Origin of the sequence: Agromyces albus (assembly GCF_004134825.1) — a bacterium.
Lineage (GTDB): Bacteria > Actinomycetota > Actinomycetes > Actinomycetales > Microbacteriaceae > Agromyces > Agromyces albus.
Genome location: NZ_SDPN01000041.1, coordinates 1 through 23,550, shown reverse-complemented (window position 1 = coordinate 23,550; position 23,550 = coordinate 1). Strand labels below are relative to the sequence as shown.

21 protein-coding genes are annotated in these 23,550 nt (G+C 68.8%); 14 read left to right on the top strand and 7 right to left on the bottom strand.

Annotation, left to right across the window (positions count from 1 at the left end; genetic code table 11):
* The first annotated feature begins 12 nt into the window (after window positions 1-12).
* Together ESP51_RS16670 and ESP51_RS16665 are read left to right on the top strand one after the other, a co-directional pair.
* Window positions 13-999, top strand: a complete 987-nt coding sequence (locus tag ESP51_RS16670) for an aldo/keto reductase (protein WP_206737337.1) — start codon at window positions 13-15, stop codon at window positions 997-999.
* Window positions 996-2,513: an apiosidase-like domain-containing protein gene (locus ESP51_RS16665; protein WP_129522020.1), complete on the top strand. Its 1,518-nt coding sequence runs from the start codon at window positions 996-998 to the stop codon at window positions 2,511-2,513. The genes ESP51_RS16670 and ESP51_RS16665 overlap by 4 nt, the downstream gene beginning before the upstream one ends.
* Before the next feature lie 61 nt (window positions 2,514-2,574).
* On the opposite strand, the gene ESP51_RS16660 is transcribed toward ESP51_RS16665, so the two are convergent.
* From ESP51_RS16660 to ESP51_RS16650, 3 genes are all read right to left on the bottom strand, one after another.
* Window positions 2,575-3,483 carry a carbohydrate ABC transporter permease gene (locus ESP51_RS16660; protein WP_129522019.1) on the bottom strand — a complete coding sequence of 303 codons (909 nt, stop codon included), beginning with the start codon at window positions 3,481-3,483 and terminating at the stop codon, window positions 2,575-2,577.
* A 10-nt stretch (window positions 3,484-3,493) separates the two neighbouring features.
* Window positions 3,494-4,375, bottom strand: coding sequence for a carbohydrate ABC transporter permease (locus tag ESP51_RS16655; protein WP_129522018.1), 882 nt, complete (start codon window positions 4,373-4,375; stop codon window positions 3,494-3,496).
* A 109-nt stretch (window positions 4,376-4,484) separates the two neighbouring features.
* Window positions 4,485-5,807, bottom strand: coding sequence for an ABC transporter substrate-binding protein (locus ESP51_RS16650; RefSeq protein WP_164990570.1), 1,323 nt, complete (start codon window positions 5,805-5,807; stop codon window positions 4,485-4,487).
* A 285-nt stretch (window positions 5,808-6,092) separates the two neighbouring features.
* Here ESP51_RS16650 and ESP51_RS16645 point away from each other — a divergent pair, with 285 nt between their 5' ends.
* The 3 genes from ESP51_RS16645 (at window position 6,093) to ESP51_RS16635 (ending at window position 8,348) form a co-directional block, all read left to right on the top strand.
* Complete coding sequence (locus tag ESP51_RS16645) at window positions 6,093-6,836, top strand: SDR family NAD(P)-dependent oxidoreductase (protein WP_164990569.1); 744 nt, start codon at window positions 6,093-6,095, stop codon at window positions 6,834-6,836.
* A gap of 8 nt (window positions 6,837-6,844) precedes the next feature.
* The gene (locus tag ESP51_RS16640; protein WP_129522016.1) at window positions 6,845-7,249 is read left to right on the top strand and encodes a carboxymuconolactone decarboxylase family protein; all 405 of its coding nucleotides are present in this window, start codon (window positions 6,845-6,847) and stop codon (window positions 7,247-7,249) included.
* Between the two features lie 85 nt (window positions 7,250-7,334).
* Window positions 7,335-8,348: a LacI family DNA-binding transcriptional regulator gene (locus ESP51_RS16635; protein WP_206737336.1), complete on the top strand. Its 1,014-nt coding sequence runs from the start codon at window positions 7,335-7,337 to the stop codon at window positions 8,346-8,348.
* Between the two features lie 128 nt (window positions 8,349-8,476).
* Here the strand turns inward: ESP51_RS16635 and rhaS are convergent, their stop codons facing one another.
* From rhaS to ESP51_RS16615, 4 genes are read right to left on the bottom strand one after another with little or no spacing between them, the layout of a single operon-like run.
* Window positions 8,477-9,526 carry a rhamnose ABC transporter substrate-binding protein gene (rhaS, locus tag ESP51_RS16630; protein WP_129522015.1) on the bottom strand — a complete coding sequence of 350 codons (1,050 nt, stop codon included), beginning with the start codon at window positions 9,524-9,526 and terminating at the stop codon, window positions 8,477-8,479.
* A gap of 56 nt (window positions 9,527-9,582) precedes the next feature.
* Entirely contained in the window at window positions 9,583-10,647 is a 1,065-nt protein-coding gene (locus ESP51_RS16625) for an ABC transporter permease (protein ID WP_129522014.1), read from the bottom strand.
* The gene (locus ESP51_RS16620; RefSeq protein WP_129522029.1) at window positions 10,644-11,660 is read right to left on the bottom strand and encodes an ABC transporter permease; all 1,017 of its coding nucleotides are present in this window, start codon (window positions 11,658-11,660) and stop codon (window positions 10,644-10,646) included. The genes ESP51_RS16625 and ESP51_RS16620 overlap by 4 nt, the downstream gene beginning before the upstream one ends.
* Before the next feature lie 8 nt (window positions 11,661-11,668).
* The gene (locus ESP51_RS16615) at window positions 11,669-13,198 is read right to left on the bottom strand and encodes a sugar ABC transporter ATP-binding protein (RefSeq protein WP_422386859.1); all 1,530 of its coding nucleotides are present in this window, start codon (window positions 13,196-13,198) and stop codon (window positions 11,669-11,671) included.
* Window positions 13,199-13,330: 132 nt separating this feature from the next.
* On the opposite strand from ESP51_RS16615, the gene ESP51_RS16610 reads away from it, so the two are divergent.
* From ESP51_RS16610 to ESP51_RS16570, 9 genes are all read left to right on the top strand, one after another.
* Window positions 13,331-14,362: a LacI family DNA-binding transcriptional regulator gene (locus ESP51_RS16610; protein ID WP_129522013.1), complete on the top strand. Its 1,032-nt coding sequence runs from the start codon at window positions 13,331-13,333 to the stop codon at window positions 14,360-14,362.
* Between the two features lie 77 nt (window positions 14,363-14,439).
* On the top strand, window positions 14,440-14,895 hold the full coding sequence (locus ESP51_RS16605) for an L-rhamnose mutarotase (RefSeq protein WP_129522012.1): 456 nt from the start codon (window positions 14,440-14,442) through the stop codon (window positions 14,893-14,895).
* Window positions 14,892-16,058: an L-rhamnose isomerase gene (rhaI, locus tag ESP51_RS16600; protein ID WP_129522011.1), complete on the top strand. Its 1,167-nt coding sequence runs from the start codon at window positions 14,892-14,894 to the stop codon at window positions 16,056-16,058. Before ESP51_RS16605 ends, rhaI begins: the two co-directional genes overlap by 4 nt.
* Window positions 16,059-16,130: 72 nt before the next feature.
* Window positions 16,131-17,078, top strand: a complete 948-nt coding sequence (locus tag ESP51_RS16595; protein ID WP_129522010.1) for an alpha/beta hydrolase — start codon at window positions 16,131-16,133, stop codon at window positions 17,076-17,078.
* Window positions 17,075-19,111 (top strand): bifunctional aldolase/short-chain dehydrogenase, encoded by a 2,037-nt coding sequence (locus ESP51_RS16590; protein ID WP_129522009.1) that lies wholly within the window; start codon window positions 17,075-17,077, stop codon window positions 19,109-19,111. Before ESP51_RS16595 ends, ESP51_RS16590 begins: the two co-directional genes overlap by 4 nt.
* Window positions 19,112-19,229: 118 nt before the next feature.
* Entirely contained in the window at window positions 19,230-20,684 is a 1,455-nt protein-coding gene (locus tag ESP51_RS16585) for a rhamnulokinase (RefSeq protein WP_129522008.1), read from the top strand.
* Between the two features lie 64 nt (window positions 20,685-20,748).
* Complete coding sequence (locus tag ESP51_RS16580) at window positions 20,749-21,675, top strand: 2-hydroxyacid dehydrogenase (RefSeq protein ID WP_129522007.1); 927 nt, start codon at window positions 20,749-20,751, stop codon at window positions 21,673-21,675.
* Between the two features lie 69 nt (window positions 21,676-21,744).
* A complete protein-coding gene (locus ESP51_RS16575; protein ID WP_129522006.1) occupies window positions 21,745-22,728 on the top strand; it encodes a serine hydrolase domain-containing protein in 984 nt (327 codons plus the stop codon).
* 177 nt (window positions 22,729-22,905) lie between these two features.
* On the top strand, window positions 22,906-23,550 hold a 645-nt coding region (locus ESP51_RS16570), incomplete at its 3' end, for an NYN domain-containing protein (RefSeq protein WP_164990568.1).

Genomic DNA, 23,550 nt, shown 5'->3' with positions numbered 1-23,550 from the left:
GAAGGGAAAATCATGACCTTGGCGACCAGGCCACTGGGCACGACCGGAATGCACATCACGACCGTGGGCCTCGGCTCCTGGGCGATCGGCGGCGGCGACTGGGCGTTCGCATGGGGCCCTCAAGACGACGAGGTGTCGATCGCGACGATCCATCGCGCGATCGAGCTCGGCGTCAACTGGATCGACACCGCGGCCGTCTACGGCCTCGGGCATTCGGAGGAGGTCGTCGCGCGCGCGTTGCGCGACATGCCCGAGGGCGACCGACCGTTCGTCTTCACGAAGGGCGGTCTCGTCTGGGACGACGCCGACCGCCGCGCCCGCGCCGCCCGGCGCGGATCACCCGAGGCACTTCGTGCCGGCGTCGAGGGATCGCTCCGGCGACTCGGGGTCGACCGCATCGACCTGTACCAGATGCACTGGCCGGCTGAAGACGGCACGCCCCTCGAGGAGTACTGGTCGGTCTTCGCCGCGCTTCGCGACGAGGGCAAGGTGCGATCGATCGGCCTCTCGAACCACGGCCTCGCCGAACTCGAGCGAGCGGAGGCGATCGCCCACGTCGACAGCCTGCAGCCGCCGTTCTCGGCGATCCGACCCGACATCGCCCACGACGGGCTGCTCGACTGGTGCGTCGATCAGGGCACCGGCGTCATCGTCTACAGCCCCATGGGGTCGGGACTCCTGACCGGCGCGTTCACCGCCGAGCGCGTCGCTGGGCTTCCCGACGACGACTGGCGCAAGTCGAGCCCTGACTTCGGCGAGCGCCTCGACCGCAACCTGGCCATCGGGCGCGCGATCGCCGACGTCGCCGCGCGTCACGGCGTCTCCCCGGCATCCGCCGCCGCAGCCTGGACCCTCGGATTCCCCGGCGTGACCGGCGCAATCGTCGGCGCGCGCCGACCCGAGCAGGTCGACGGCTGGATCGACGCCGCCGGGCTCGAGCTCGACGACGGGGACTACGCCGAGATCACCGGCCTCGTTCCCGCACGGGACATCGCGTGAGTCACGGCCCCGTCGCCGTCGAACGCTGGGGCGTCTGGGAGGGCCGGTTCGCCGGCCCGATGCCGTCTGCCGGGCACGGTGGTCCGGGCTTCTCGGTGGACTTCGACCGCGACGGCGAGCGCATGTCGGTGCCGGGCTTCTTCGACGGAGACGGCCACTACCTCGTGCGCTTCTCGCCACCCGACACGGGCGACTGGACGTATCGCACCCGAAGCTCGAGCGAGGTGCTCGACGGACAGCGTGGCTGGTTCACCGTCACCGCGCCAGGTCCCGGGAACCACGGCCCGGTCGGCGTCGCCGGCACGTTCCACTTCGCGCACGCCGACGGCACCCCGTACCGGCCAGTGGGGGCGACGGTCTACAACTGGGTGCACCAGGCGACCGACCTGTACGAGAGCACGCTCGACGCGATCGCCGAGGCGGGGTTCACGAAGCTCCGCTTCCTCGTGTTCCCGCAAGGAGGCGGGCACGTCGAGTACGTGCCTCCGACCTTCCCGTTCGCCCGCACTGCCGACGGCGGCTGGGACGTCGACCGGCCCGACCTCGAGTTCTTCCGCGCGATCGATCGCGCCGTCGCCGACCTGCTCGAGCGCGGCATCCAGGCCGACGTCATCCTCTTCCACCCCTACGACCGCGGCGAGTACGGCCTCGACGGGCTCAGCGCCGAAGAGGACGCACGATACCTCGACTACGTGATCGCGCGGCTGTCGGCGTACCGGAACGTCTGGTGGTCGCTCGCCAACGAGTACGACCAGCTCGAACGGCCCGACGAGCGCTGGGACGACGTGTTCCGGCAGCTCGTGCGCATCGATCCGCACGAGCGCCTCCGCTCCATCCACAACTGGATCCAGCTGTACGACTACAACAAGCCATGGGTCACCCACGCCTCGATCCAGAACGGCTGGGCCGTCGCCGAGCCGGGGCGGGCGGTGCTCTACCGCGACGCGTACCGGAAGCCGATCGTGCTCGACGAGATCAAGTACGAGGGCGACACCGTCGAACGCTGGGGCAATCTCAGCGCCCAGGAGCTCGTGCATCGCTTCTGGCTCGCGACGGTCGGCGGCACGTACGCGACGCACGGCGAGAGCTTCCTCACGGCCGAGGGCACGCTGCACATCGTCGTCGGCGGCAGGTTCCGCGGTGAGAGCCCGGCCCGGCTCGGGTTCCTCCGGCGCATCCTCGAGGAGGTCGACGGCACCGGGCTCGACCCGATCGACAAGTGGGATGACACGACGTCGACCGTCGGCATCCCCCGCCGCCTCTACCTGCAGTACCTCGGTCGCGACGCCCCGGCGAGCTGGGCGTTCTCACTCCCCCAAGGCGTGCTCGGCGAGCGCGTGGAGCTCGGCGACCGCTACGCCGTCGACGTGATCGACACGTGGAACATGACCGTGACGCGGCATCCGCAGGTCTTCACGATCGACGACGTGCAGCGCAACTCGGCGCACGCTCGGGGCGAGGTGCAGCTGCCCGAGGGCCAGGCGATCGCACTTCGGGTGAGCCTCGTCGACTGAGGCGGAGACGGATGCCGAGGGGCCGCTCGCCGACCGGCCCCTCGCGTTCGAACGTGCTCGATCAGCCCTTCACGGCACCCGCCGCGAGTCCCTGCATGATTCGCTGGTTGAGGAAGAGGTAGAGCGCGAGGATGCCGCCCATCGTGATGCAGATCGCCGCGAACAGCGGCCCGTAGTCGAGCTGGCCGTACTCGCCGCTGAAGCTCAGCAGGCCGGCCTGCACCGTGTTGAGCTCCTTGCGGTTCGCGAAGGTGATCGCGAAGAGCAAGTCGTTCCAGATCAGGAAGAACTGCACGAGTGCGACGGTGACGACGGCGTTGCGCACCATGGGGAAGCCGATCGAGAAGAACGAGCGGATGATGCTCGCGCCGTCGATCGTCGACGCCTCGAAGATCTCCCGTGGAATCGCACGGAAGTAGGTCGCCATCATGAAGATCGTGAGCGGCAGCCCATGACCGACGTAGGTGATGATGAGCGGCCAGAGCGTGCCCGTGAGGTGGATGTTGTAGTAGATCGTGAAGAGCGGCAGCAGGATCATCTGGCCGGGAACCATGATTCCCGCGAGCACCGTGAGCAGCACGGCGTTCCGCCCCTTCCAGACCATCACCTCGAGCGCGAAGCCAGCCGCGACGCCGAGCAGCACGATGAGCAGGAGTGACGGCACGGTGGCCAGCATGCTGTTGCGCACGGTCGTGGCGAGGTTGCCGGCCTCCCACGCGACGGCGTAGTTCTCCCAGTGCCACTCGGCCGGCAGCCACCACGACGGCGACGAGATGAACTCCTGGCTCGACTTCAGCGAGTTCATGAACATCCAGAACAGCGGGTAGATCTCGATGACGAGCAGGAGCACGACGACGAGCGCGACGGGGGCGCGCTTGACGTAGTGCAGCGGTCCGCGGCTGCGACGGAGAGGCGGCGGTGCCACGACCGTCGGCTGGGCCACGGTGGAGTCGGTCAGGAGAGCGGTCATGTCCGGGTCCTCAGTTCGTGATGTCGCGGCGGGCGGATCGGAAGATGACGATCGTGACCAGCAGGCACATGATCGTCAGCAGGAGCGCGATCGTGCTGCCATAGCCGTAGTCGCTGAAGGCGAACGCAGTGCGATACATGTAGAGCGTCAGCGGCGTGGTGCTGTTGCCCGGCTGGCCGCCGGTCAGCGCGAGCACCGAGTCGAACACCTTGATGGTGCCGTTGATGCTGAAGATGATCGACGAGAACAGGATCGGCAGCGACAGCGGCACGATGATGTGGCGGAACAGGCTCCAATGCCGCGCCCCGTCGATGCGCGCCGACTCGATGATGTCCTCGGGGATGTCGATGAGCCCGGCGAAGAGCAGCACGGCGTAGAACCCGACGGATCGCCAGATGTCCATGACGACGATGACGAGGAACGCGGTGTCGGCTTGCCCGAGCCAGTCGACGCTGCCGAGCCCGACGTTGACGAGGAGCTCGTTCACGACGCCGTCTCGCGGGGCGGACTGGAACAGCTTCTGGAAGAGCAGCGCGATCGCGACCGTCGGAACCACGACGGGGAAGAAGACGAGCGTGCGGATGAGCACCGACGAGCGCCTCAGCACGAAGATGTAGAGCAGCGCCAGCCCGTAGCCGATGATCACCTGGCCGGCCGTCATCACGACGGCGTACTTGATGGTGAAGAAGAGGGCATCGCGGATGTCGGGATCGACGAACAATCGCGCGAAGTTGTCGATGCCCGAGAAGCGGAACCCCTCGAGCGGATTGCCCTTGACGAAGGTATAGCCGAACGACCACACGACCGGGACGAGCATGACGAGCGTGTAGACCAGAAGCGCCGGACCCAGGAGGATCGCGATGGCGCGGCGGTCACCGAGTACGGATTTCATGGTGCCTTTCTGCGCGAGCGACGTGGTGACATCATCTCGCTGGTGGTGTCACGGGTGGTGAGTGGGCTCACGCCCATCCACCACCCGTTCGACGGTGACGCTTCTCTTGTCAGCCCGCGTCGAGGTCGGTCTGCAGGAGGCCCATGAACTCTTCAGGACTCATCTGCCCGGTCACGAGCAGCGAGACGTTCTTCGACGAGTCCTGACCGGCCTTCGCGTTGAACAGTGCCTCGAACCAGAGCACGCTCTCGGTGCTTCCCGAGATCCGCTCGTGCACGTCTTGCGTGAGCTGCGGCTGTTCGGCCCACACCTCGTCGGGGACCTTGAAGCCCGAGATCGTGTTCTGCTCCACGAGCGACATCTCACCGAAGTTCTCGGTGATGCACTTGACCCACGACTGGACCTTCGGGCCGTACGTCGCCGAACCGAACGTCGACGGGAGGCCGACGTTCGACGGGTACTGGCCGATGTCACCGGCTCCGCCATCGACGGCCGGGAACGGCATGAAGCCGACGTTGTCGGCGCCGATCTTGTTGCCCTCGGGGTCGTTGATCGCGGTGAGCGCCCACGTTCCCATGTAGAACATCGCGGCGTTGCCCTCGAGGAACTCGTTCTGCGCGCCGTCGTAGTCGAGCGATGCGATGTTCTCGTTCAGGTAGCCCTTCGCTCCGAGGTCCGCGATCGCCGCGGCCGCTTCGACGTACTCCGGGTCGGTGAGCTTGGCCTCGCCGTCGGCGACCTTGCGGAGTGCGTCGGGGCCGAGCGAACGGAAGATGTACCCGCTCAGGAGTCGAGTGATCGGCCAGCCCTGCTCACCGGATGCCGTGAACGGAAGCACCCCATCGGCCTTCAGGGCCTCGGCGACCTCCAGGAGCTCGTCCCAGGTCTTCGGCTCCTCGAAGCCGTGGTCGGCGAACATCTGCTTGTTGTAGAAGATGCCCTCGATGTTGTACTGGAACGGCAGGAAGCTGAAGGCACCGCCGTAGAGGGCCTTGATCGTCGAGATCGCCCCGGGCTCGATCTGGTCGAGCACGCCGAGCTCCTCGAGCGATTCGTCGAAGTCGACGAGCTTGCCGGCGTTCCAGAGCTTGGCGCCCTCTGCGGGGGTGCCACCCGCGGCGAACATCGCCGGCAGGGCGTCCTGGCCGACGAGCAGCTGGATCTGGCCGTCGAGGTCGGCTTGCGGGATCGAGTTGATCTCGAGCGGCAGTGCCTCGTTCTCGGCCTCGCAGACGCCCGACGCCATCGACTCGAGCACGGGTGGGATGTTGCCGTTCTCGGCATTGACCAGGTACTCGAGCTTCTGCGGGTCGGCGCCTTCGCCGGCGGGCGCTCCCCCACCGCTGCACGCGGCGAGCACGAGCGCCGACGCGGTGGCCGCGGCGACGAACAGAGAGCGGCGTCCGAGGCGCCGCCATTGTGCTGTGGTCACAATTCCTCCTTGAAGTGCGACGCCCCGTTTGAGACGTTTCAACCGCGATGCTAACTTTGGGCACCGCGGGTGTCAAGGCTGATTCCGCAACCGATGCCCAGCAATGTCGGCCCACACGGGCGAATGTGGAGTCGGAACCGAGGGTTCAGGCGCGCGCGCTTGCCGGGATGCGTGAAACGTCACAACGTCGACGGAAGATGTACTCAAGAGATGCGTGTCGTGCCGAGCTGCGCTAGTGTTCTGTTCTTGAAACGTTACAAGTTGTTCACCGACGTGAGGACTGACATGAGGCGATTGCAGGGCAAGCGAGCACTCGTCACGGGCGCGGCCGGCGCTCTCGGCCAGGTGATCTGTCGCCGACTCGTCGCCGAGGGGGCGGATGTCGTCATCGTCGACCTCGCTCGCGACCGAGCCGAGGCGCTCGCGGCGGAGCTCGGCCGCTCCCGCGCCGAGGCGGTGGCCGTCGACCTCACCGATTTCGACGCCGTAGGCGAAGCGCTGACCGCCGTGCAGCGAGAGCGCGGAGTCGACATCCTCGTGAACGGCGCGGGCGGTGGTGCCGTGGTGCCGTTCGCCGAGCTCGACGCCGAGACGTGGCGCACCCAACTGTCGCGCAACCTCGACACGGTGTTCAACGTCACACGCTGGGTGCTTCCGGGCATGCTCGATCGGCGTGACGGCCGCATCATCAACATCGCCTCGATCGCGGCGGTCTCGGGCGGACGACTCGTGCGAAATGCCTCGGCGTACGCGACGGCGAAGGCCGGGGTCGTCGGGCTCACGAAGGCACTCGCAATCGAGGTCGCCGATCGGGGCGTCACGGTGAATGCGCTCGCACCGGGCGCGCAAGCGACGCCCGGACGCGACCAGGACTCGGCGGAGCGCCGAGCGGCGTTGCTCGACCAGATTCCGACGCGCCTCCTCGGCGAGCCGGAGCACCTCGCAGAGGCGATCGTCTTCCTCGCCTCGCCGGCGGCCGTCAACATCACCGGCGTCATCCTGCCGCTCGACGGCGGACATTCGATCTAGGAGCAGTCATGACCGAGCGCCTCGACAAGGGCAGACACTGGTTCGACGCCGTCTACGGCGAGGGGGCCTCACACGGCCTCGTCGCCATGCAGCAGGGTCGCGCACAAGACCTCGCGCGACTCGGCATCGAGTTCAACTTCGGCGACATCTACTCCCGGCCGGGCCTCACGCTCGCGCAACGGGAGCTGCTCTCGCTCGCGTCGCTCGTGACGATCGGTGGCCTCGAACCGCAATTGCGCGGGCACACCCGCGGCGCCATCCGTGCCGGATGCTCGCCGACCGAGGTGCTCGAGACCGTCATCCACGTCGTGCAGTACTGCGGCTTCCCGAAGGCGCTCAACGCGATCCGCGTCGTCACCGACGAACTCGTGGAACTGGGCGTGGAACTGCCCGAACCGCTAGGCCCGAATTGAAACGTCTCGAAGCGAGCCGGCGCACGCAGACCGCTCGGGTACAGTCGTGTCCAGGCGCTCTTCGGAGCCCCGCAGAGGAGGCGTCATGACGAGGGTCGGCATCCGCGAGGTCGCGGGACTCGCCGGCGTCGCCGTCGGAACCGTCTCGCACTATCTCAACCACCCCGACAAGGTCTCGGAAGAGAAGGCGGCACGCATTCGCGCCGCGATCGAGACGCTCGGCTTCGTGCCCAACAACGCCGGCCGTCAACTCCGGCTCGGCCGGAGTTCGGCGATCGCGTACATCGCTCCGGATGTCTCGAACCCGTTCTTCGCCGAGATCGCCGAGAGCGTCGAGCTCCGGGCGTCGGAACGCGGCGTCTCTGTGTTCATCGCGAACTCGCATCGGAGCCGCGAGCGTGAAGACGCGTACCTCGCGCTGTTCGAGCAGCATCAGGTGCTGGGGCTCCTCGTCGCCTCGCACGAACCGATCGAGGATCGTCTCGCCCGCAGCCGCCAGCGCGGCACGCCCTCGGTGCTCGTCGCCCAGGCCGCGATCTCCCCCGAGCAGCCGTCGGTCTCGCTCGACGACGTCTCGGGCGGCCGCCAGGCCGCGCGGCACCTGCTGGAGCTCGGCCGACGCCGCCTCGCGTTCGTCGGCGGACCGCTGGGGATCCGCCAGGTCGGAGATCGCCTCACGGGCGCGAGCGATGAGGTCAGCACGGCGGGCAATGCCACGCTCGAGGTCATCAACGAGACCGACCGCACCCTCCGCGGCGGTCGGCGCGCCGCCGAGGCGGTGCTCAGCAGGCCTGCCGAGCTGAGGCCCGAGGGCATCTTCGCGGTCAACGACCTGCTGGCGCTCGGCATGATGCAGGCCCTCATCGACGGAGGCGTGCGCATCCCTGAAGACATCGCGCTCGTCGGCTATGACGACATCGAGTTCGGTGAGTCCTCGCTGATTCCGCTCACCTCGGTGCGGGGCAGCCATGAGGAGTTCGGGTCGACGGTCGTCGACGTGCTCTTCGATGTGGTGGCCGGGGAGCCGATCGATCCGATCCATCGCGTCTTCGAGCCCGAGCTCGTCATCCGGGCGAGCTCAGCGGGTCGGCACGCCTGACTCCTGCGGGCTGGAGCCGGCGGCATCGGGGCGCCGGAGCCATCCGGATCCCTCGACCCACGGATGCCCCGGCATGCCGGCGGCCCGGCCGGCGAACGTTCCGCCGACCGGGCCACCTGCGGGGATGACTAGAAGTCGAAGTCCCCGATGTTGTCGGCGTTGAAGACGAACGGGTCGCCGAGCAGCACGACGCCGTCCGCGCCGACCTCGTACTCGCCGAGCTTGCCGGCCTCGAACGAGTCGCCTTCCTCACCCGTGATCTCGCCCTCGATGAGCGCCTTGGTGGCGTACGCGGCGAGGTAGCCGAGGTCTGCCGGGTTCCAGAGGGCGAACGCCGTGACGGTGCCGTCCTCGACGTACTCGCGCATCTGGTTCGGCGTGCCGAGGCCGGTCAGGGCGACCTGTCCCTTGTACTCCGAGGTCGAGAGGTAGCGAGCTGCAGCCGCGATGCCGACGGTCGTGGGCGAGATGATGCCCTTGAGGTCGGGGTAGGTCTGCAGCAGTGCGGCGGTCTTGTCGAACGAGGTCTGGTCGTCGTCGTCGCCGTAGACGGTCTCGACGAGCTCGATGTTCGGGTGGTTCGCCGCGAGCTCCTCCTCCATGAGCTCGATCCACGCGTTCTGGTTCGTCGCGTTGGCGGATGCCGAGAGGATCGCGATCTGGCCCTCGTCACCGATCTGCTCGGAGATGAGGTCGATCTGCGACTTGGCGATGCCCTCTGCGGTCGCCTGGTTGATGAACAGGTCGCGGCACTCGGCGTTCGTGTCGGAGTCGAACGTGACGACCTTCACTCCGGCGTCGCGTGCCTCGTTGAGGGCGTCGCAGATGGCCTCGGGGTCGTTCGCCGAGACGACGAGCCCGCCGACGCCCTGCTGCGCTGCCGTCTGGATGAACGTGACCTGCGACGTCGGGCTGGCCTCGGAGGGGCCGACCTCGGCGAAGGTGCCGCCGAACTCCTCGATGGCCTCTTCGCCGCCCGCGTTCGACGTGTCGAAGTACGGGTTGCCGAGGTTCTTCGGGAGGAAGGTGATGGCGAGGTTGGCGTCGCCGCCGTCGCCTGCGTCGTCGCCGCCGCCATTGCCGCCGGCTGCACACCCCGTCAGGACGAGCGCTGCGCCGAGTGCCAGTGCTGTGAACGTCGCGCCCGCGTGGCGACGAGTTCGGTCATGATTGAACATCGTTGTTTCCTTTCATGGTGCCGGATTCCGGCCTGTGTGATGAGCAGGTGCTGAGCTCAGATCGGCTCTGGTGCGGTCGAACTGCGACCCTTCTTCCTCCCGATCGCCGAGATCCGCCTCGAGCGGAGCCAGGCGAGGAAGCTTGCGGACACCACCGAGAGCACGAGGAGCACGCCGGTGATGACGTTGATGATGTCGGAGGTCACCCCGGCGAGGCGCAGGGCGCTTCCGAGCGTGCCGATGAGCAGCACACCCGCGATGACGCCGTGGAGCGCACCGCGCCCACCGAAGATCGAGACGCCGCCGAGCAGCACGGCCGCGATGACCGAGAGCTCCATGCCCGTCGCGTTGTCGCCTCGGGCGTTGCTGTAGAGCAGGGTGAAGTAGACGCCGGCGAAGCCCGAGACGGTGCCGCTCACCATGAACAGCAGGAACTTCGTGCGGCCGACGTCGATTCCCGAGAACGCGGCGGCCTCCTTGTTGAGGCCGATCGCGTAGAGGGATCGCCCGAACGGGGTGAAATGCAGGACCAGGGCGAAGGCGATCGCCAGCACGGCGAACGGCACCATGATGCCGGGAATCGGAGTGCCGGGGATGTTGTCCTTCGCGAGGTCGGTCCAGTACTCGGGGAACTCCGTGATCGCGGTGGTTCCGAGCAGGCCCACAGCGATGCCGCGGAAGAGCGCGAGCGTGCCGATCGTCACGGCGAGCGACGGCAGGCCGACCACGGTCACGAGGAACCCGTTGATGAAGCCCGCGACGGTGCCGACGAGGATCGCCGTGATCGCCGCGATGGCGAACGGCCAGCCTGCCTGCGTGAGGATGCCGGTCATAACGCTCGTGAGTCCGACGATGCTCGCCACCGAGAGGTCGATCTCCTCGGTGATGATGATGAGCGTCATCGGCAGGGCGATGAGGAGGATCGGCGCGAGGTCCCGCAACAGGTAGGTCACCGTGAGCGGGCTGTCGAAGTTCGGCACGCTCGCGATCGCCGTCGCGATGACGATGACGAGGAGCGCGATGACGGCCGCCTCACGCGTGACGAGCACGCGTCGCCAGGCCGGGTGGGCGTGCGCCTTGTAGGTTCGCACGGTCTGGGTCTCGGGAGCGGTGGTGGTCATCGCTCGACCTCCCTGGCTTCGAGGAGCTTGCGAGATTGTCGGAGGGCGAGCACGCGGTCGAGCACGATCGCGCCGATGATGAGGGCGCCCACGACGGCGCGCTGCCAGAAGTCCTCGATCCCGACGATGGGCAGCGCCCGGTTGATGGTGAGCAGGAGATACGCGCCGATGGCGGCACCCCAGACCGTGCCGACGCCGCCCGAGATCGCGACGCCGCCGATGACGGCCGCGCCGATCGCCTGGAGCTCGAGCCCCGTGCCGGCGCCCGAGCTGACGGTGCCGTAGCGTGCGGCGTACAGCACGCCGGCGAGGCCCGAGAGGGCGCCGCTCACGAGGAACGCGCCGAGCACGTTGCGGGTGACGCGCAACCCGTAGAGGTGGGCCGCAGCGGGGTCGGATCCGATCGCGTAGAGCTCGCGACCGCTCCGGAGATTGCGGAGGTACCAGGCCGCGACGATGAGCACGACCGCGGCGATGATCGTGAGGAACGGGATGCCGAGCAGCTGGCCGGTGCCGATTCCGCGGAAGTCGGCCGGCAGGTCGGAGGCGTTGATGCGGTCGCCGCCCGCCCATGCCACGTTTACGCCGCGATAGATGTACAGCGTGCCGAGGGTGATCACCAGGGCGGGCACCTTGGCGAAGGCGACGAGCGCGCCGTTGATGAGGCCGAGGAAGGCACCGAACCCGACGCCGATGACGAACACGAGGATCGGCGGGATTCCCGGGAGGTCGATGAACAGTCGACCCGTGAGGTACGCGGTGAGTCCGAGGACCGAGCCGACCGAGAGGTCGACGTTGCGCGTGATGATCACGATCGCCTGTCCGACCGCGACGAGCAGCAGCAGCGACGGCGTCAGGAGCAGGTCTCGGAAGCCGTCGTTGGAGAAGAGGAACGCCGGGTTGCGGATCGTCGCCACCGCGATGATCGCGATGAGCGCCAGGAGGATTCCAGTCTCGCGCGCCTTGAACGTCCGCCCGGCTGCCCGGGTCACGGAATTGCCGGTGCGCGGCATGGTCGCGGTCACAGCGCGCCCTCCTTCTCTGCGGTCGCGGCGAACATGACCGCTTCGGGAGTTGCTTCGGACCGGGGGAACTCACCGGTGAGGTATCCCTCGCGCATGACGAGCACGCGATCGGCCATGCCGAGCACTTCAGGCAGCTCGGACGAGATCATGAGGATCGCGAGTCCCTGCTGGGCGAGCTCGGAGAGGAGCCGGTGCACCTCGGCCTTCGTGCCGACGTCGATGCCGCGGGTCGGCTCGTCGACGATGAGCACCTTCGGGTTCGTCGCGAGCCATTTGCCGAGCACGACCTTCTGCTGGTTGCCGCCGCTCAGGGTGCCCGTCTCGGCGTCGAGCGAGGCCGTCTTCACCTCGAGCCGGCTCGACCACACCGCGGCGGCTGCATTCTCGGGGCCGCCCCACAGGAGGCCGGCCTTGGCGAGCGAGGAGCGGATCGCGAGCGTGATGTTGCGCGACACGCTCTCGTCGAGCACGAGGCCCTGCTTGCGGCGGTCCTCGGGAACGAGCGCCAGGCCGCGGGCCATCGCGACCCGCGGGTTGCCCTTGGGCAACGGCCGGCCGTCGACGTGCACGGATCCGCTCTCATAGGGGTCGACGCCGAAGATCGCGCGCACGACCTCGGAGCGCCCTGCGCCCACGAGGCCCGCGAGGCCGACGATCTCGCCGGCGCGCACGGTGAAGCTGATGTCGTGGAAGACACCGGTGCGCGTCAGGCCGTCGACGACGAGGAGGTCGCCGCCGATCTCCGCCGGGAGCTTCGGGAAGAGCTCTGCGACATCCCGACCGACCATCTGCCGCACGAGCTCAGCGACGCTCGTCTCGCTCATGGGCGTGGTCGCGATGTAGCTGCCGTCGCGCATCACGGTGACCGTGTCGCAGAGCGCGAAGACCTCGTCGAAGCGGTGCGAGATGAACATGAGCGCGCGACCCTCGTCGCGCAGGCTGCGGGCGACCGCGAAGAGCCGTTCGACCTCGACGCCGCTCAGGGCGGCCGTCGGCTCGTCCATGATGAGCACACGCGCGTCGAGCGAGATCGCCTTCGCGATCTCGATGATCTGCTGGTCGGCGATCGAGAGACCCTCGGTCACCCGGTCGGGGTCGATCGAGACGCCGAGCCGGGCGAAGATCGCCTGTGCCTCTGCACGCATGGCCTTGCGTTCGATGCGGCCGAAGCGGTTCGTGGGCTGGCGTCCCATGAAGATGTTCTCGGTGACGGAGAGGTCGGGGAAGAGCGTCGGCTCCTGGTAGATCACGGCGATGCCGGCGGCCTTCGACTGCGCGGTGGTGTGGAAGTCCACCTCTTCGCCGCGCAAGCGGAAGGTTCCTGCGTCGCGGCGGTAGAGGCCGGCGATGATCTTCACGAGCGTGGACTTGCCCGCGCCGTTCTCGCCGATGAGCGCGTGGATCGAACCCTCCTCGAGGGTGATCGTTCCCGACCGCAATGCGACGACGGCGCCGAACGACTTCACGACCCTCGACAGCTCGAGCGCAGGTGGCGCCGAGGGCGATGCGTCTTCATGCACGGGCACGTCCTCCTCCTTGAGGTGAATCTGAAGTGAATCGATTCAGGTTCGATTCAGGCATACTCTATGTAGGCCACGAGCGGCGGTCAAGTCGGCCTCCGCAAATGATCCCGATCACTCGACGACGAAGGAGCACGGATGGCAGCGGCGAGCATTCGCGATGTCGCCCAGCACGCAGGCGTCTCGGTCGGCACCGTCTCCAACGTGCTGAACCGCCCTGGCGAGGTGTCGGCGGAATCGATGCAGCGCGTGCACCGTGCGATCGAAGATCTCGGCTACGTCCGCAACGATGCCGCTCGCAAACTCCGCGCCGGCACGAGCAGCACAGTGGGCTTCGTCGTGCTCGACGGGCAGAACCCGTTCTTCGGCGACGTCGTGCGCGGCGCTGAAGACGAGGCGTCGAGTCACGGCATCGCAGTGCTCTACGGGAACACCGACGAGGACGTCGCCCGCGAGCGCCTCTACCTCGACCTCTTCGAGGAGCAACAGGTGCGCGGCGTCCTGATCTCCCCCTACAGCGACATCAACCCGCGGCTCGAGCGGCTGCGCAGCCGCGGCATCCCGGCCGTGCTCGTCGACCGCTTCAGCGGCGACGGCCGCTTCAGTTCGGTCTCGGTCGACAGCGTCGTCGGCGGAAGGATGGCGGTCGAGCACCTGATCGAGACGGGCCGGCGCCGGATCGCGTTCGCCGGCGGACCGTTCGAGATCCGCCAGGTCACCGATCGCCTCGCCGGAGCACGTGTCGCGGCGGAGAACAGCACCGAACCCGTCGACATCGAGGTGGTCGCCACTGCGGCGCTGACCGTCGCCGAGGGAGCGGCGGCCGGCGCGCGCATCATCTCCCGTCCGCGGCGCGAGTGGCCCGACGCCATCTTCGCGGCCAACGACCTCCTCGCGCTGGGGTTGCTGCAGGCCCTCATCGTCGACGGACGGATGCTCGTGCCCGAAGACATCGCGCTCATCGGGTTCGACGACATCGCGTTCGCCTCCGCGGCAGCCGTGCCCCTCTCGTCGATGCGCCAGCCGAGCGGGATGATCGGCCGAACGGCGCTGCGGATCCTGCTCGAGGAGACATCCGACCCCTCGCTCATCCCGCGCCAGACAGTGTTCCTCCCCCAATTGGTGGTGCGTCGATCGACGGCGGCGAAGGGCACGTCGGGCGAAACGTAGGCCGTGCGCCCGGGTTGCGAAGTTCGAGACCGTGTCGTATCTTTGAAACGATTCACGAGGAAATGGAGAGCTCGACGATGAGCACAGGCACGACCGAGCGGGTGTGCTTCCAACTGCAGGTGAAGGCCGACCGATTGGCCGAGTATCGCGAGCGTCACGCGGCCGTATGGCCCGAGATGCTGCGCGCGATCGAGGCATCCGGTCGACGCAACTACTCGCTCTTCCTCCGCGACGACGGCCTGCTGATCGGCTACTACGAGGTCGACGACGACGCGGCCGCGCAGGCGGCACTCGCGGGCGATCCGCGCACCGTGGCCTGGGAGGCCGAGATGGCCCACTTCTTCGTCGCGCTCGACGGGCGCCCCGACCAGGGCGCGCCGCGGCTCACCGAGGTGTTCCACCTCGAAGACCAGCTCGCCGCACTCGCCGCCGGCGCGGCATCCGACTCCACTTCCGACCTCGACGACCTCGACGACCCCGACGACTCCGAACCGGCCGCAGCCGGCACCGACACAGAAAGCAGCGACTCGTGAGCACCCTCTCCACCGACCAGCTCGCCCAGCTCGAGCAGCAGGCCATCGAACTCCCGTCGTGGGCGTTCGGCAATTCGGGCACCCGCTTCAAGGTGTTCGGCACGCCCGGCACCCCGCGCGATCCCTTCGAGAAGATCGCGGATGCCGCGCAGGTTCACAAGTACACGGCGCTCGCGCCGACCGTGGCCCTGCACATCCCGTGGGACAAGGTCGACGACTACGGCGTGCTGCGGAAGCACGCCGAAGACCTCGGCGTCGGCCTCGGCACGATCAACTCGAACACCTTCCAGGACGACGCCTACAAGTTCGGCGCGCTCACCCATGAAGACGCCGGCGTGCGCCGCAAGGCGATCGACCACCACCTCGAGTGCATCGACATCATGCACGCGACGGGCTCGCGCGACCTGAAGATCTGGCTCGCCGAGGGCTCGAACTATCCGGGCCAAGCCGACATGCGCGGCCGTCAGGACCGCCTGCAGGAGTCGCTGCAGGAGATCTACGCGCGCCTCGGCGACGAGCAGCGCCTCGTGCTCGAGTACAAGTTCTTCGAGCCGGCGTTCTACCACACCGACGTTCCCGACTGGGGAACCTCCTACGCCCAGGTCGCCGCCCTCGGCGACAAGGCCAAGGTGTGCCTCGACACGGGCCACCACGCGCCCGGCACGAACATCGAGTTCATCGTCATGCAGCTGCTGCGCCTCGGCAAGCTCGGCTCGTTCGACTTCAACTCGCGCTTCTACGCCGACGATGACCTCATCGTGGGCGCCGCCGATCCGTTCCAGTTGTTCCGCATCATCGTCGAGGTCGTGCGCGGCGGCGGCTTCAACAGCCCCGAGGTCGCGTTCATGCTCGACCAGTGCCACAACATCGAGGACAAGATCCCCGGCCAGATCCGCTCCGTGCTGAACGTGCAGGAGATGACCGCCCGCGCGCTGGTCCTCGACCACGACGCGCTGCGCGAAGCCCAGCTCTCGGGCGACGTGCTCGCCGCGAACGCCGTGTTCATGGACGCGTTCTACACCGACGTGCGCCCGGCGCTCGCCGAGTGGCGCGAGTCGCGCGGACTTCCCGCCGACCCGATGGCTGCGTACGCGGCATCCGGCTACCAGCAGCAGATCGCGGCCGACCGCGTCGGCGGCACCCAGGCAGGCTGGGGCGCCTGAGGTGGCCATCGAAACGTCGCAGATGACAGGTCGCACCCGCAATGGGCGACCTCTCGATGAAGGAGTGAGCGGATGTCGCAGCTGAACGAACCGCATGGCGCCATCGATGGGCTCGTGCGGGTGTATCCCGCGGACGCCGCGACGCGCCCGACGCCCGGGCTTGTATGGGCCCACGGCGGCGGTTTCGCCGGGGGCGATCTGGACATGCCCGAGGCGCACTGGGTCGCGGGCGCCCTCGCCGAGCGCGGCGTGACCGTCGTCTCGGTCGACTACCGGCTCGCGGGTGACGGATGCCGCTACCCCGTGCCGTCCGACGACGTGCTCGCCGCCTGGCGCTGGACGCTCGAGCACGTCGACGAGCTCGGCATCGACACCGACCGGCTCGCGATCGGCGGGGCGAGCGCGGGGGCGAACCTCGCGGCGGGGGCGGTGCTGCGCCTGCTCGCCGCCGGTGGTCGAGTAGCGCCCGGCGAAGCCGGACGCGTATCGAGACCCTTGTCTGACGTACGTGATCTCGATACGGCTGCTCCTTCGTCGCTGCCTACTCGATCACCGGGAGAGCCGGGCCTGCCCGCCGGGGTGTTCCTCGCCTATCCCACGCTGCTCGCCGTGCAACCGGCGCCGGATGCCTCGCTCCGTGCCCTCCTCGACGCGAACCCGGGCGCCGACCGCTTCAAGCCGGCGAGCGTGCGCGCGATGTACGAGACCTACCTCGGCGGACCCGTCGAGTCCGCACCGCTCCCGGCCGTCCCCGGACTCGCGACGCCCGACGACGTGCGCGGCTTCCCGCCCACCCTCATGATCAACGGCGAGGCCGACGAGCTCCGCGTCTCGGGCGAGGTCTTCGCCGCGACCCTCGCCGCCGCCGAGGTGCCGATCGAGCTCCACATCGAGCCCGGCACCGAGCACGGGCACTTGAACCGGCCGGATGCCGCCGCGGCATCCGACTCGCTCGATCGCGTGGTGCGCTGGATCGCCACCCTGACCGACATTCGAATCACCGAAGGATCTCCCTCATGACGAACCAGGCAGCTGCCGACCTCATCGCGCGGTCGAACCGCCTCGGCGCCGACCCGAAGAACACGAACTACGCCGGCGGCAACACGTCTGCGAAGGGCACCGAGACCGACCCGGTCACGGGCGAGCCCGTCGAGCTCATGTGGGTCAAGGGTTCGGGTGGCGACCTCGGAACGCTCACCGAATCGGGGCTTGCGGTGCTGCGCCTCGACCGACTGCGCGCCCTCGCCGATGTTTACCCCGGCGTCGACCGCGAAGACGAGATGGTCGCCGCGTTCGACTACACGCTGCACGGCAAGGGCGGCGCTGCGCCGTCGATCGACACGGCCATGCACGGCCTCGTCGACGCGGCGCACGTCGATCACCTGCATCCCGATTCGGGCATCGCGATCGCGACCTCCGCCGACGGCGAGGAGCTCACGTCGACGATCTTCGGCGACAAGGTCGTGTGGGTGCCGTGGCGACGCCCCGGCTTCCAGCTCGGACTCGACATCGCCGAGATCAAGGCGCAGAATCCGCAGGCGATCGGCTGCATCCTCGGCGGCCACGGCATCACGGCGTGGGGCGACACGTCTGAGGAGAGCGAGCGCAACTCGCTGTGGATCATCGACACCGCGGCGGCATACATCGCCGAGCACGGGAAGGCCGAGCCGTTCGGTTCCACCTTGGACGGTTACGAGCCGCTCGAGCCCGCCGAGCGACGCGCGAAGGCGGCCGCCCTCGCCGCGACGATCCGCGGACTCGCGTCGCACGACCGCCCGATGGTCGGCCACTTCACGGATGCCCCAGAAGTGCTCGACTTCCTCGCCCGTGCCGAGCATCCGCGGCTCGCCGCGCTCGGCACGAGCTGCCCCGACCACTTCCTGCGCACCAAGGTGAAGCCGATGGTGCTCGACCTGCCGGCCGACGCGTCGATCGACGAGTCGATCGCTCGCCTGAAGGAGCTGCACGAGGCGTATCGCGCCGACTACCAGGCCTATTACGACGCCCACTCGACGCCGGAGTCTCCCGCCATCCGCGGCGCCGACCCGCTCATCGTGCTCATCCCCGGCGTCGGCATGTTCAGCTACGGCGCGAACAAGCAGACCGCGCGCGTGGCCGGTGAGTTCTACGTCAACGCGATCAACGTGATGCGCGGCGCCGAGGCGCTCTCCACCTACTCCCCCATCTCCGACGAGGAGAAGTTCCGCATCGAGTACTGGGCCCTCGAAGAGGCGAAGCTGCAGCGGATGCCGAAGCCGAAGCCGCACGCCACGCGCGTCGCGCTCGTGACGGGCGCGGCATCCGGCATCGGCAAGGCCATCGCGACCCGGCTCGCCGCGGAGGGCGCGTGCGTGGTGATCGCCGACCTCGACCTCGAGAAGGCGCAGGCCGCGGCATCCGAGATCGGAAACTCCGATGTCGCGATCGGCCTGCAGGCGAACGTGACGGATGCCGCCGCGGTGCAACGCGCCATCGACGACGCGGTGCTCGCCTTCGGTGGCATCGACCTCGTGGTGAACAACGCGGGACTCTCGCTCTCGAAGCCGCTCCTCGAGACCACTGAAGCCGACTGGGACCTGCAGCACGACGTCATGGCGAAGGGCTCGTTCCTCGTCTCGAAGGCCGCTGCCCGCGTGCTCATCGACCAGGGCCTCGGTGGCGACATCGTCTACATCTCCTCGAAGAACTCGCTGTTCGCTGGGCCGAACAACATCGCCTACTCGGCGACGAAGGCCGACCAGGCGCACCAGGTGCGGTTGCTGGCTGTCGAGCTCGGCGAGTACGGCATCAAGGTGAACGGCATCAACCCCGACGGCGTCGTGCGCGGCTCGGGCATCTTCGCTTCGGGCTGGGGAGCGAACCGCGCCAAGACGTACGGCATCGAGGAGGAGGACCTCGGCAAGTTCTACGCCCAGCGCACGATCCTCAAGCGCGAGGTGCTGCCCGAGAACGTCGCCAACGCCGTCATCGTGCTCACCGGGCCGGAGCTCTCCCACACGACGGGCCTGCACATCCCGGTCGACGCGGGCGTCGCCGCCGCCTTCCTGCGATGAGCGGCGACTCCTTCGCCGCCACCCTCGTCAGTGGAGGGCGTTGTTCCGGTGGAGTGGCTGGATTCGCGCACTCCGGCGGAACACCGTCACTCCAGCGCGCGCGTGAGGGGTGGCAGGCGTGAGCGCGGGCACCGTCGCGGCGGTCGACCTCGGCGCGACGAGCGGCCGCGTCATCCTCGGACGCGTCGACGGCCGCGGCGCGGGCGCGCTCGAGATCCGCCAGGTGGCGCGCTTCTCGAACGACCCCGTTCAGCTCGCGTCTGGCCTGCACTGGGATCTCACCGGCCTTTACCGCAATGTCACTGCGGGCCTCACCCAGGCGCTCCGCGAGGCGCCGGATGTCGCGTCGATCGGCGTCGACTCGTGGGCCGTCGACTACGCCCTCCTCCGCGGCGAGCGCATGCTCGGCGAGCCGTTCCATTACCGCGACGAGCGCACAGCCGCAGGCGTCGAGGCCGTGCACGCGATCGCGCCGTTCGACGAGCTGTACCGCCGCAACGGCTTGCAGTTCCTGCCGTTCAACACGCTGTACCAGCTCGCCGCCGAGCAACACGACGCAAGCGACGGTGTCCGTCCGGGTTGGCTCGACCTCGCCGACACGCTCCTGCTCGTGCCCGACCTCATCGGGTTCCAGCTCACGGGGCGCCGCGTCGCCGAGCGCACGAACGCGTCGACGACAGGGCTCCTCGGCATCGAGTCCCGTGAGTGGGACGACGAGCTCATCGAGCGACTGGGGTTGCCGGCATCCGTGTTCCCGTCGCTCATCGAGCCGGGCGAGACGATCGGGTCGCTGCGGCCAGAGGTCGCGGCCGAGCTCGGCCCGGGCTCGAGGCATCCGCTCTCCGTTGTCGCGGTCGGCTCGCACGATACGGCCTCGGCCGTCGTGGCCGTGCCCATGCAGCCCGAGTCGGCCGCCTACATCTCGTGCGGCACGTGGGGACTCGTCGGCGTCGAGCTCGAGCACCCGGTGACGTCGGATGCCGCGCGCGCCGCGAACTTCACGAACGAGGGCGGCGTCGACGGGCGGGTGCGCTTCCTGCACAACGTCATGGGGCTGTGGCTGCTGAGCGAGTCGGTGCGCGAGTGGGAACGCGGCGGCGAGACCGTCGATCTCGCCGCGCTGCTCGCGGCCGCGGCATCCGTCACCGCGCCCGTTGCCGTCTTCGACGCGAACGACCCGCGCTTCCTCGCCCCGGGCGACCTGCCAGGGCGCATCGCCGAGTGGTGCCGCGAGCACGACGAGCCCATTCCGGGTTCGCCGGCCGAGTTCGCGCGGTCGATCATCGAGTCGCTCGCGCAAGCGTTCGCCGACGCGGTGCGCACCGCGTCGATCCTGTCGGGCGTCGATGTCGAGACGATCCACATCGTCGGCGGCGGCGCGCTCAACGAGTTGCTCTGCCAGCGCACGGCCGACCGCGCGGAGATCGCCGTGCTCGCCGGCCCGGTCGAGGCGACGGCGATCGGCAACGTGCTCGTGCAGGCGCGCGCGCAGGGCTTCGCGGGCAGCGACCTCGAATCGCTGCGTGCGCTCGTCGCGACGGCGTTCACCCCGCGCCGCTACGAACCGCGCTGACGCCCGCTCGAGACATGACGACGCGAAGCCGCGCATGCCGCATCCGCTCTGGAAGGATTGACGCATGACAGATGCCCCGCTGCTCGTCTCCGTGCCCGGCAACACACTTCGCAACGCGCTCGGCACGCCGCCCGACGGCGTCGAGGTCGTCGTGTGGGACATGGAGTCCGCGCCGGCCGCATCCCACATCGACCTCGTCGTGCCGCCGTACATGGGAACCGCTGGGCTCCTCGGCGCCCTCTCCGGCGTCACCACGCGGCTCGTGCAGTCTCAGTCCATCGGCTACGACCACGTGGTGGACTCGCTCCCGCCCGGGCACGTCTTCGCGAACGCCGCGAGCGTGCACGAGACGTCGACGGCCGAGCTCACCCTCGCGCTCGTGCTCGCATCGCAACGCGGCATCCCCGAGTTCGTGCGGGCGGCGTCCGAGGGGCGCTGGGCGCCCGAGCAGCGCGAGAGCCTCGCCGACCGGCGGGTGCTGCTGCTCGGCTACGGCGGCGTGGGCCGTGCGATCGAGGCGCGGCTCGCACCGTTCGAGGTCGAGATCGTGCGCGTCGCGAGCCGGGCGCGCACCGACGCAGCGGGCGCCATCCACGGCTTCGACGAGCTGCCGGCCCTACTGCCGACCGCCGACATCGTCATCGTCGGAGTTCCGCTCACGGATGCCACGACCGGCCTCGTCGACGACGAATTCCTCTCGGCGATGCCCGACGGAGCCCTGCTCGTGAACATCGCCCGCGGACGCGTCGCCGACACCGCGGCGATCCTCGACCACGCCTCGCGCCGACGACTCCGCTTCGCGCTCGACGTCACCGACCCCGAGCCGCTTCCCGACGGGCATCCGCTCTTCGCCTTGCCGAACGTGCTCATCTCGCCGCACGTGGGCGGCGCGTCGACTGCGATGATGCCCCGCATGGCGAGGCTGCTGCGAACCCAGATCGAGCGGATGCTGCGCGGCGAGGAGCCGCTCAACGTCGTGCTCCGCAGCTGAGCGCTGGGGTTTCGCCAGGCGCGACGCAGAGAGGCGCGGGCGCAACCCACAGACAACGAGAGGACCCCGATGACCCGCTTCGACCATGCCTTCGACTGGGCTCGCCGCCACGTCGAGCACGGCCCGCTCCCCACGGCGGTGCTCGGCATCGCGACGGCCGACGGAGTGGTGGCACTCGACGCGTTCGGCACCGAGCGGGGGCGCGCGGCATCCGTCGACGACCACTATCCGTTGTTCTCGATCACGAAGCCGATCGTGGGACTCGCCGCGCTGCACCTCATCGAGCAGGGCCGCCTCACGCCCGAGACGCCGCTCGACCGAGCGGTCTCGGGCTTCGGCGCCGACCGCGACGACGTCGTGCAGTTGCGCCACCTCGTGAGCCACACGTCGGGCATCGTCGAGCCGCCGTTGGACGCCCCCGGCCTGCGAGAGCTGCTGCTCGCGCCGGGGCGCGAATTCGCGGCGGGCACCGTGTCGCGCTACTCGACACTCGCGTTCGAGGGCATCGCCGCGCTCATCGAGCACGCGGGCGGGGTGGCGTTCGAGCGCGCGATCGCGGCGACGGCCGAGCGAGCGGATGCCGCTGGGCTCACGTTCGACGCCGACGCGAGCCAGCACGAGGTCAGCGACGCCGCCGACCAGGGCGTCGACTACGAGCGCTTCGCTTCGCTGCGGCATCCGGGTGCCGGACTCCTCGGACGCGCCGTCGACCTCCTCGCCATCGGCACCGCGCTGCTGCGGAACGACGGATCCCTCGTGGCATCCGTCACGTACGACGCGATGCTGCGTCCACTGACGACGGGACTGCCGAAGCTCGAGCCGTATGTGGCGAGCCGCGGACAGGACTGGGGCTTCACGTGGAACCTCCGCCACTCGGCACCGGGTCTGCTCGCGCGCGACACGTTCGGGCACGGCGGCTGGGCCGGCACCGAGTTCTGGATCATGCCGTCGACCGGGGTCTGTTTCGTGCTGCTCACGAACATCGCGTCGCCGGGCCGCCTCGGGATCGACACCGACGAGCTGCACAACGCGGTCGCCGCGGCGGCCTTCTGAGCTAGCAGTGCAGTCCGCACGCTGACGCTGGTTGAACCGTTCAGCGTTGCGTGGTGTGCGTTTTTCCCCACTTCGACGCAATGTGCCGAAATCCGCACACATGAACCGATCCTGGCTATGGTCGGCAACTGGCGGGCCTACCATCGAGAGGAACCACCCCAACGACGAAAGGTCCATATGGCCGTCACGGCTGAACCTCGGGTCGCGCTCTACTTCGACTTCGACAACATCGTCATCTCACGCTACGACCAGCTGCACGGCGACAGCGCCTATCGCAAAGACACTTCTCGCGGCAAGACCATCACCGCCACACCGACGGTGACGAAGCTCAACGAAGCCACCGTCGACATCGACGCGGTGCTCGACTTCGCCGCCACGTTCGGCACCATCGCGATCGCACGGGCCTACGCCGACTGGTCGACCCCCGTGAACGCGAGCTACCGCGGGCAGCTCATCAACCGCGCCGTCGACCTCGTGCAGTTGTTCCCGCTGTCGGCGACGAAGAACGGCGCCGACATCCGCCTCTCCGTCGACGCGGTGGAAGACATGTTCCGCATCGACGACCTCTCGCACATCGTCATCGTCGCGGGCGACTCCGACTACGTCGCGCTCGCGCAGAAGGCCAAGCGCCTCGGCCGTTACGTCGTCGGCATCGGCGTCGCCGGCGGCACGAGCCGCGCGCTTACCGCGGCCTGCGACGAGTACGCTGACTACGACGCCCTGCTGGCGACGGATGCCGCGGTGCGCGACGATGAGGCGACGGCCGGCGCGGGGTCGTCGGCGGGCGGGCGCGGCGGCGCTCCTGTCGCTGCGGCACCCGAG

Coding starts and splice junctions, on each gene's coding strand:
- ESP51_RS16670 (WP_206737337.1), top strand. CDS start 13: ATGACCTTGGCGACCAGGCCACTGGGCACGACCGGAATGCACATCACG.
- ESP51_RS16660 (WP_129522019.1), bottom strand. CDS start 3,483: ATGACCGCTCTCCTGACCGACTCCACCGTGGCCCAGCCGACGGTCGTG.
- ESP51_RS16655 (WP_129522018.1), bottom strand. CDS start 4,375: ATGAAATCCGTACTCGGTGACCGCCGCGCCATCGCGATCCTCCTGGGT.
- ESP51_RS16645 (WP_164990569.1), top strand. CDS start 6,093: ATGAGGCGATTGCAGGGCAAGCGAGCACTCGTCACGGGCGCGGCCGGC.
- ESP51_RS16640 (WP_129522016.1), top strand. CDS start 6,845: ATGACCGAGCGCCTCGACAAGGGCAGACACTGGTTCGACGCCGTCTAC.
- ESP51_RS16635 (WP_206737336.1), top strand. CDS start 7,335: ATGACGAGGGTCGGCATCCGCGAGGTCGCGGGACTCGCCGGCGTCGCC.
- rhaS (WP_129522015.1), bottom strand. CDS start 9,526: ATGTTCAATCATGACCGAACTCGTCGCCACGCGGGCGCGACGTTCACA.
- ESP51_RS16625 (WP_129522014.1), bottom strand. CDS start 10,647: ATGACCACCACCGCTCCCGAGACCCAGACCGTGCGAACCTACAAGGCG.
- ESP51_RS16620 (WP_129522029.1), bottom strand. CDS start 11,660: ATGCCGCGCACCGGCAATTCCGTGACCCGGGCAGCCGGGCGGACGTTC.
- ESP51_RS16610 (WP_129522013.1), top strand. CDS start 13,331: ATGGCAGCGGCGAGCATTCGCGATGTCGCCCAGCACGCAGGCGTCTCG.
- ESP51_RS16605 (WP_129522012.1), top strand. CDS start 14,440: ATGAGCACAGGCACGACCGAGCGGGTGTGCTTCCAACTGCAGGTGAAG.
- ESP51_RS16595 (WP_129522010.1), top strand. CDS start 16,131: ATGTCGCAGCTGAACGAACCGCATGGCGCCATCGATGGGCTCGTGCGG.
- ESP51_RS16590 (WP_129522009.1), top strand. CDS start 17,075: ATGACGAACCAGGCAGCTGCCGACCTCATCGCGCGGTCGAACCGCCTC.
- ESP51_RS16580 (WP_129522007.1), top strand. CDS start 20,749: ATGACAGATGCCCCGCTGCTCGTCTCCGTGCCCGGCAACACACTTCGC.
- ESP51_RS16575 (WP_129522006.1), top strand. CDS start 21,745: ATGACCCGCTTCGACCATGCCTTCGACTGGGCTCGCCGCCACGTCGAG.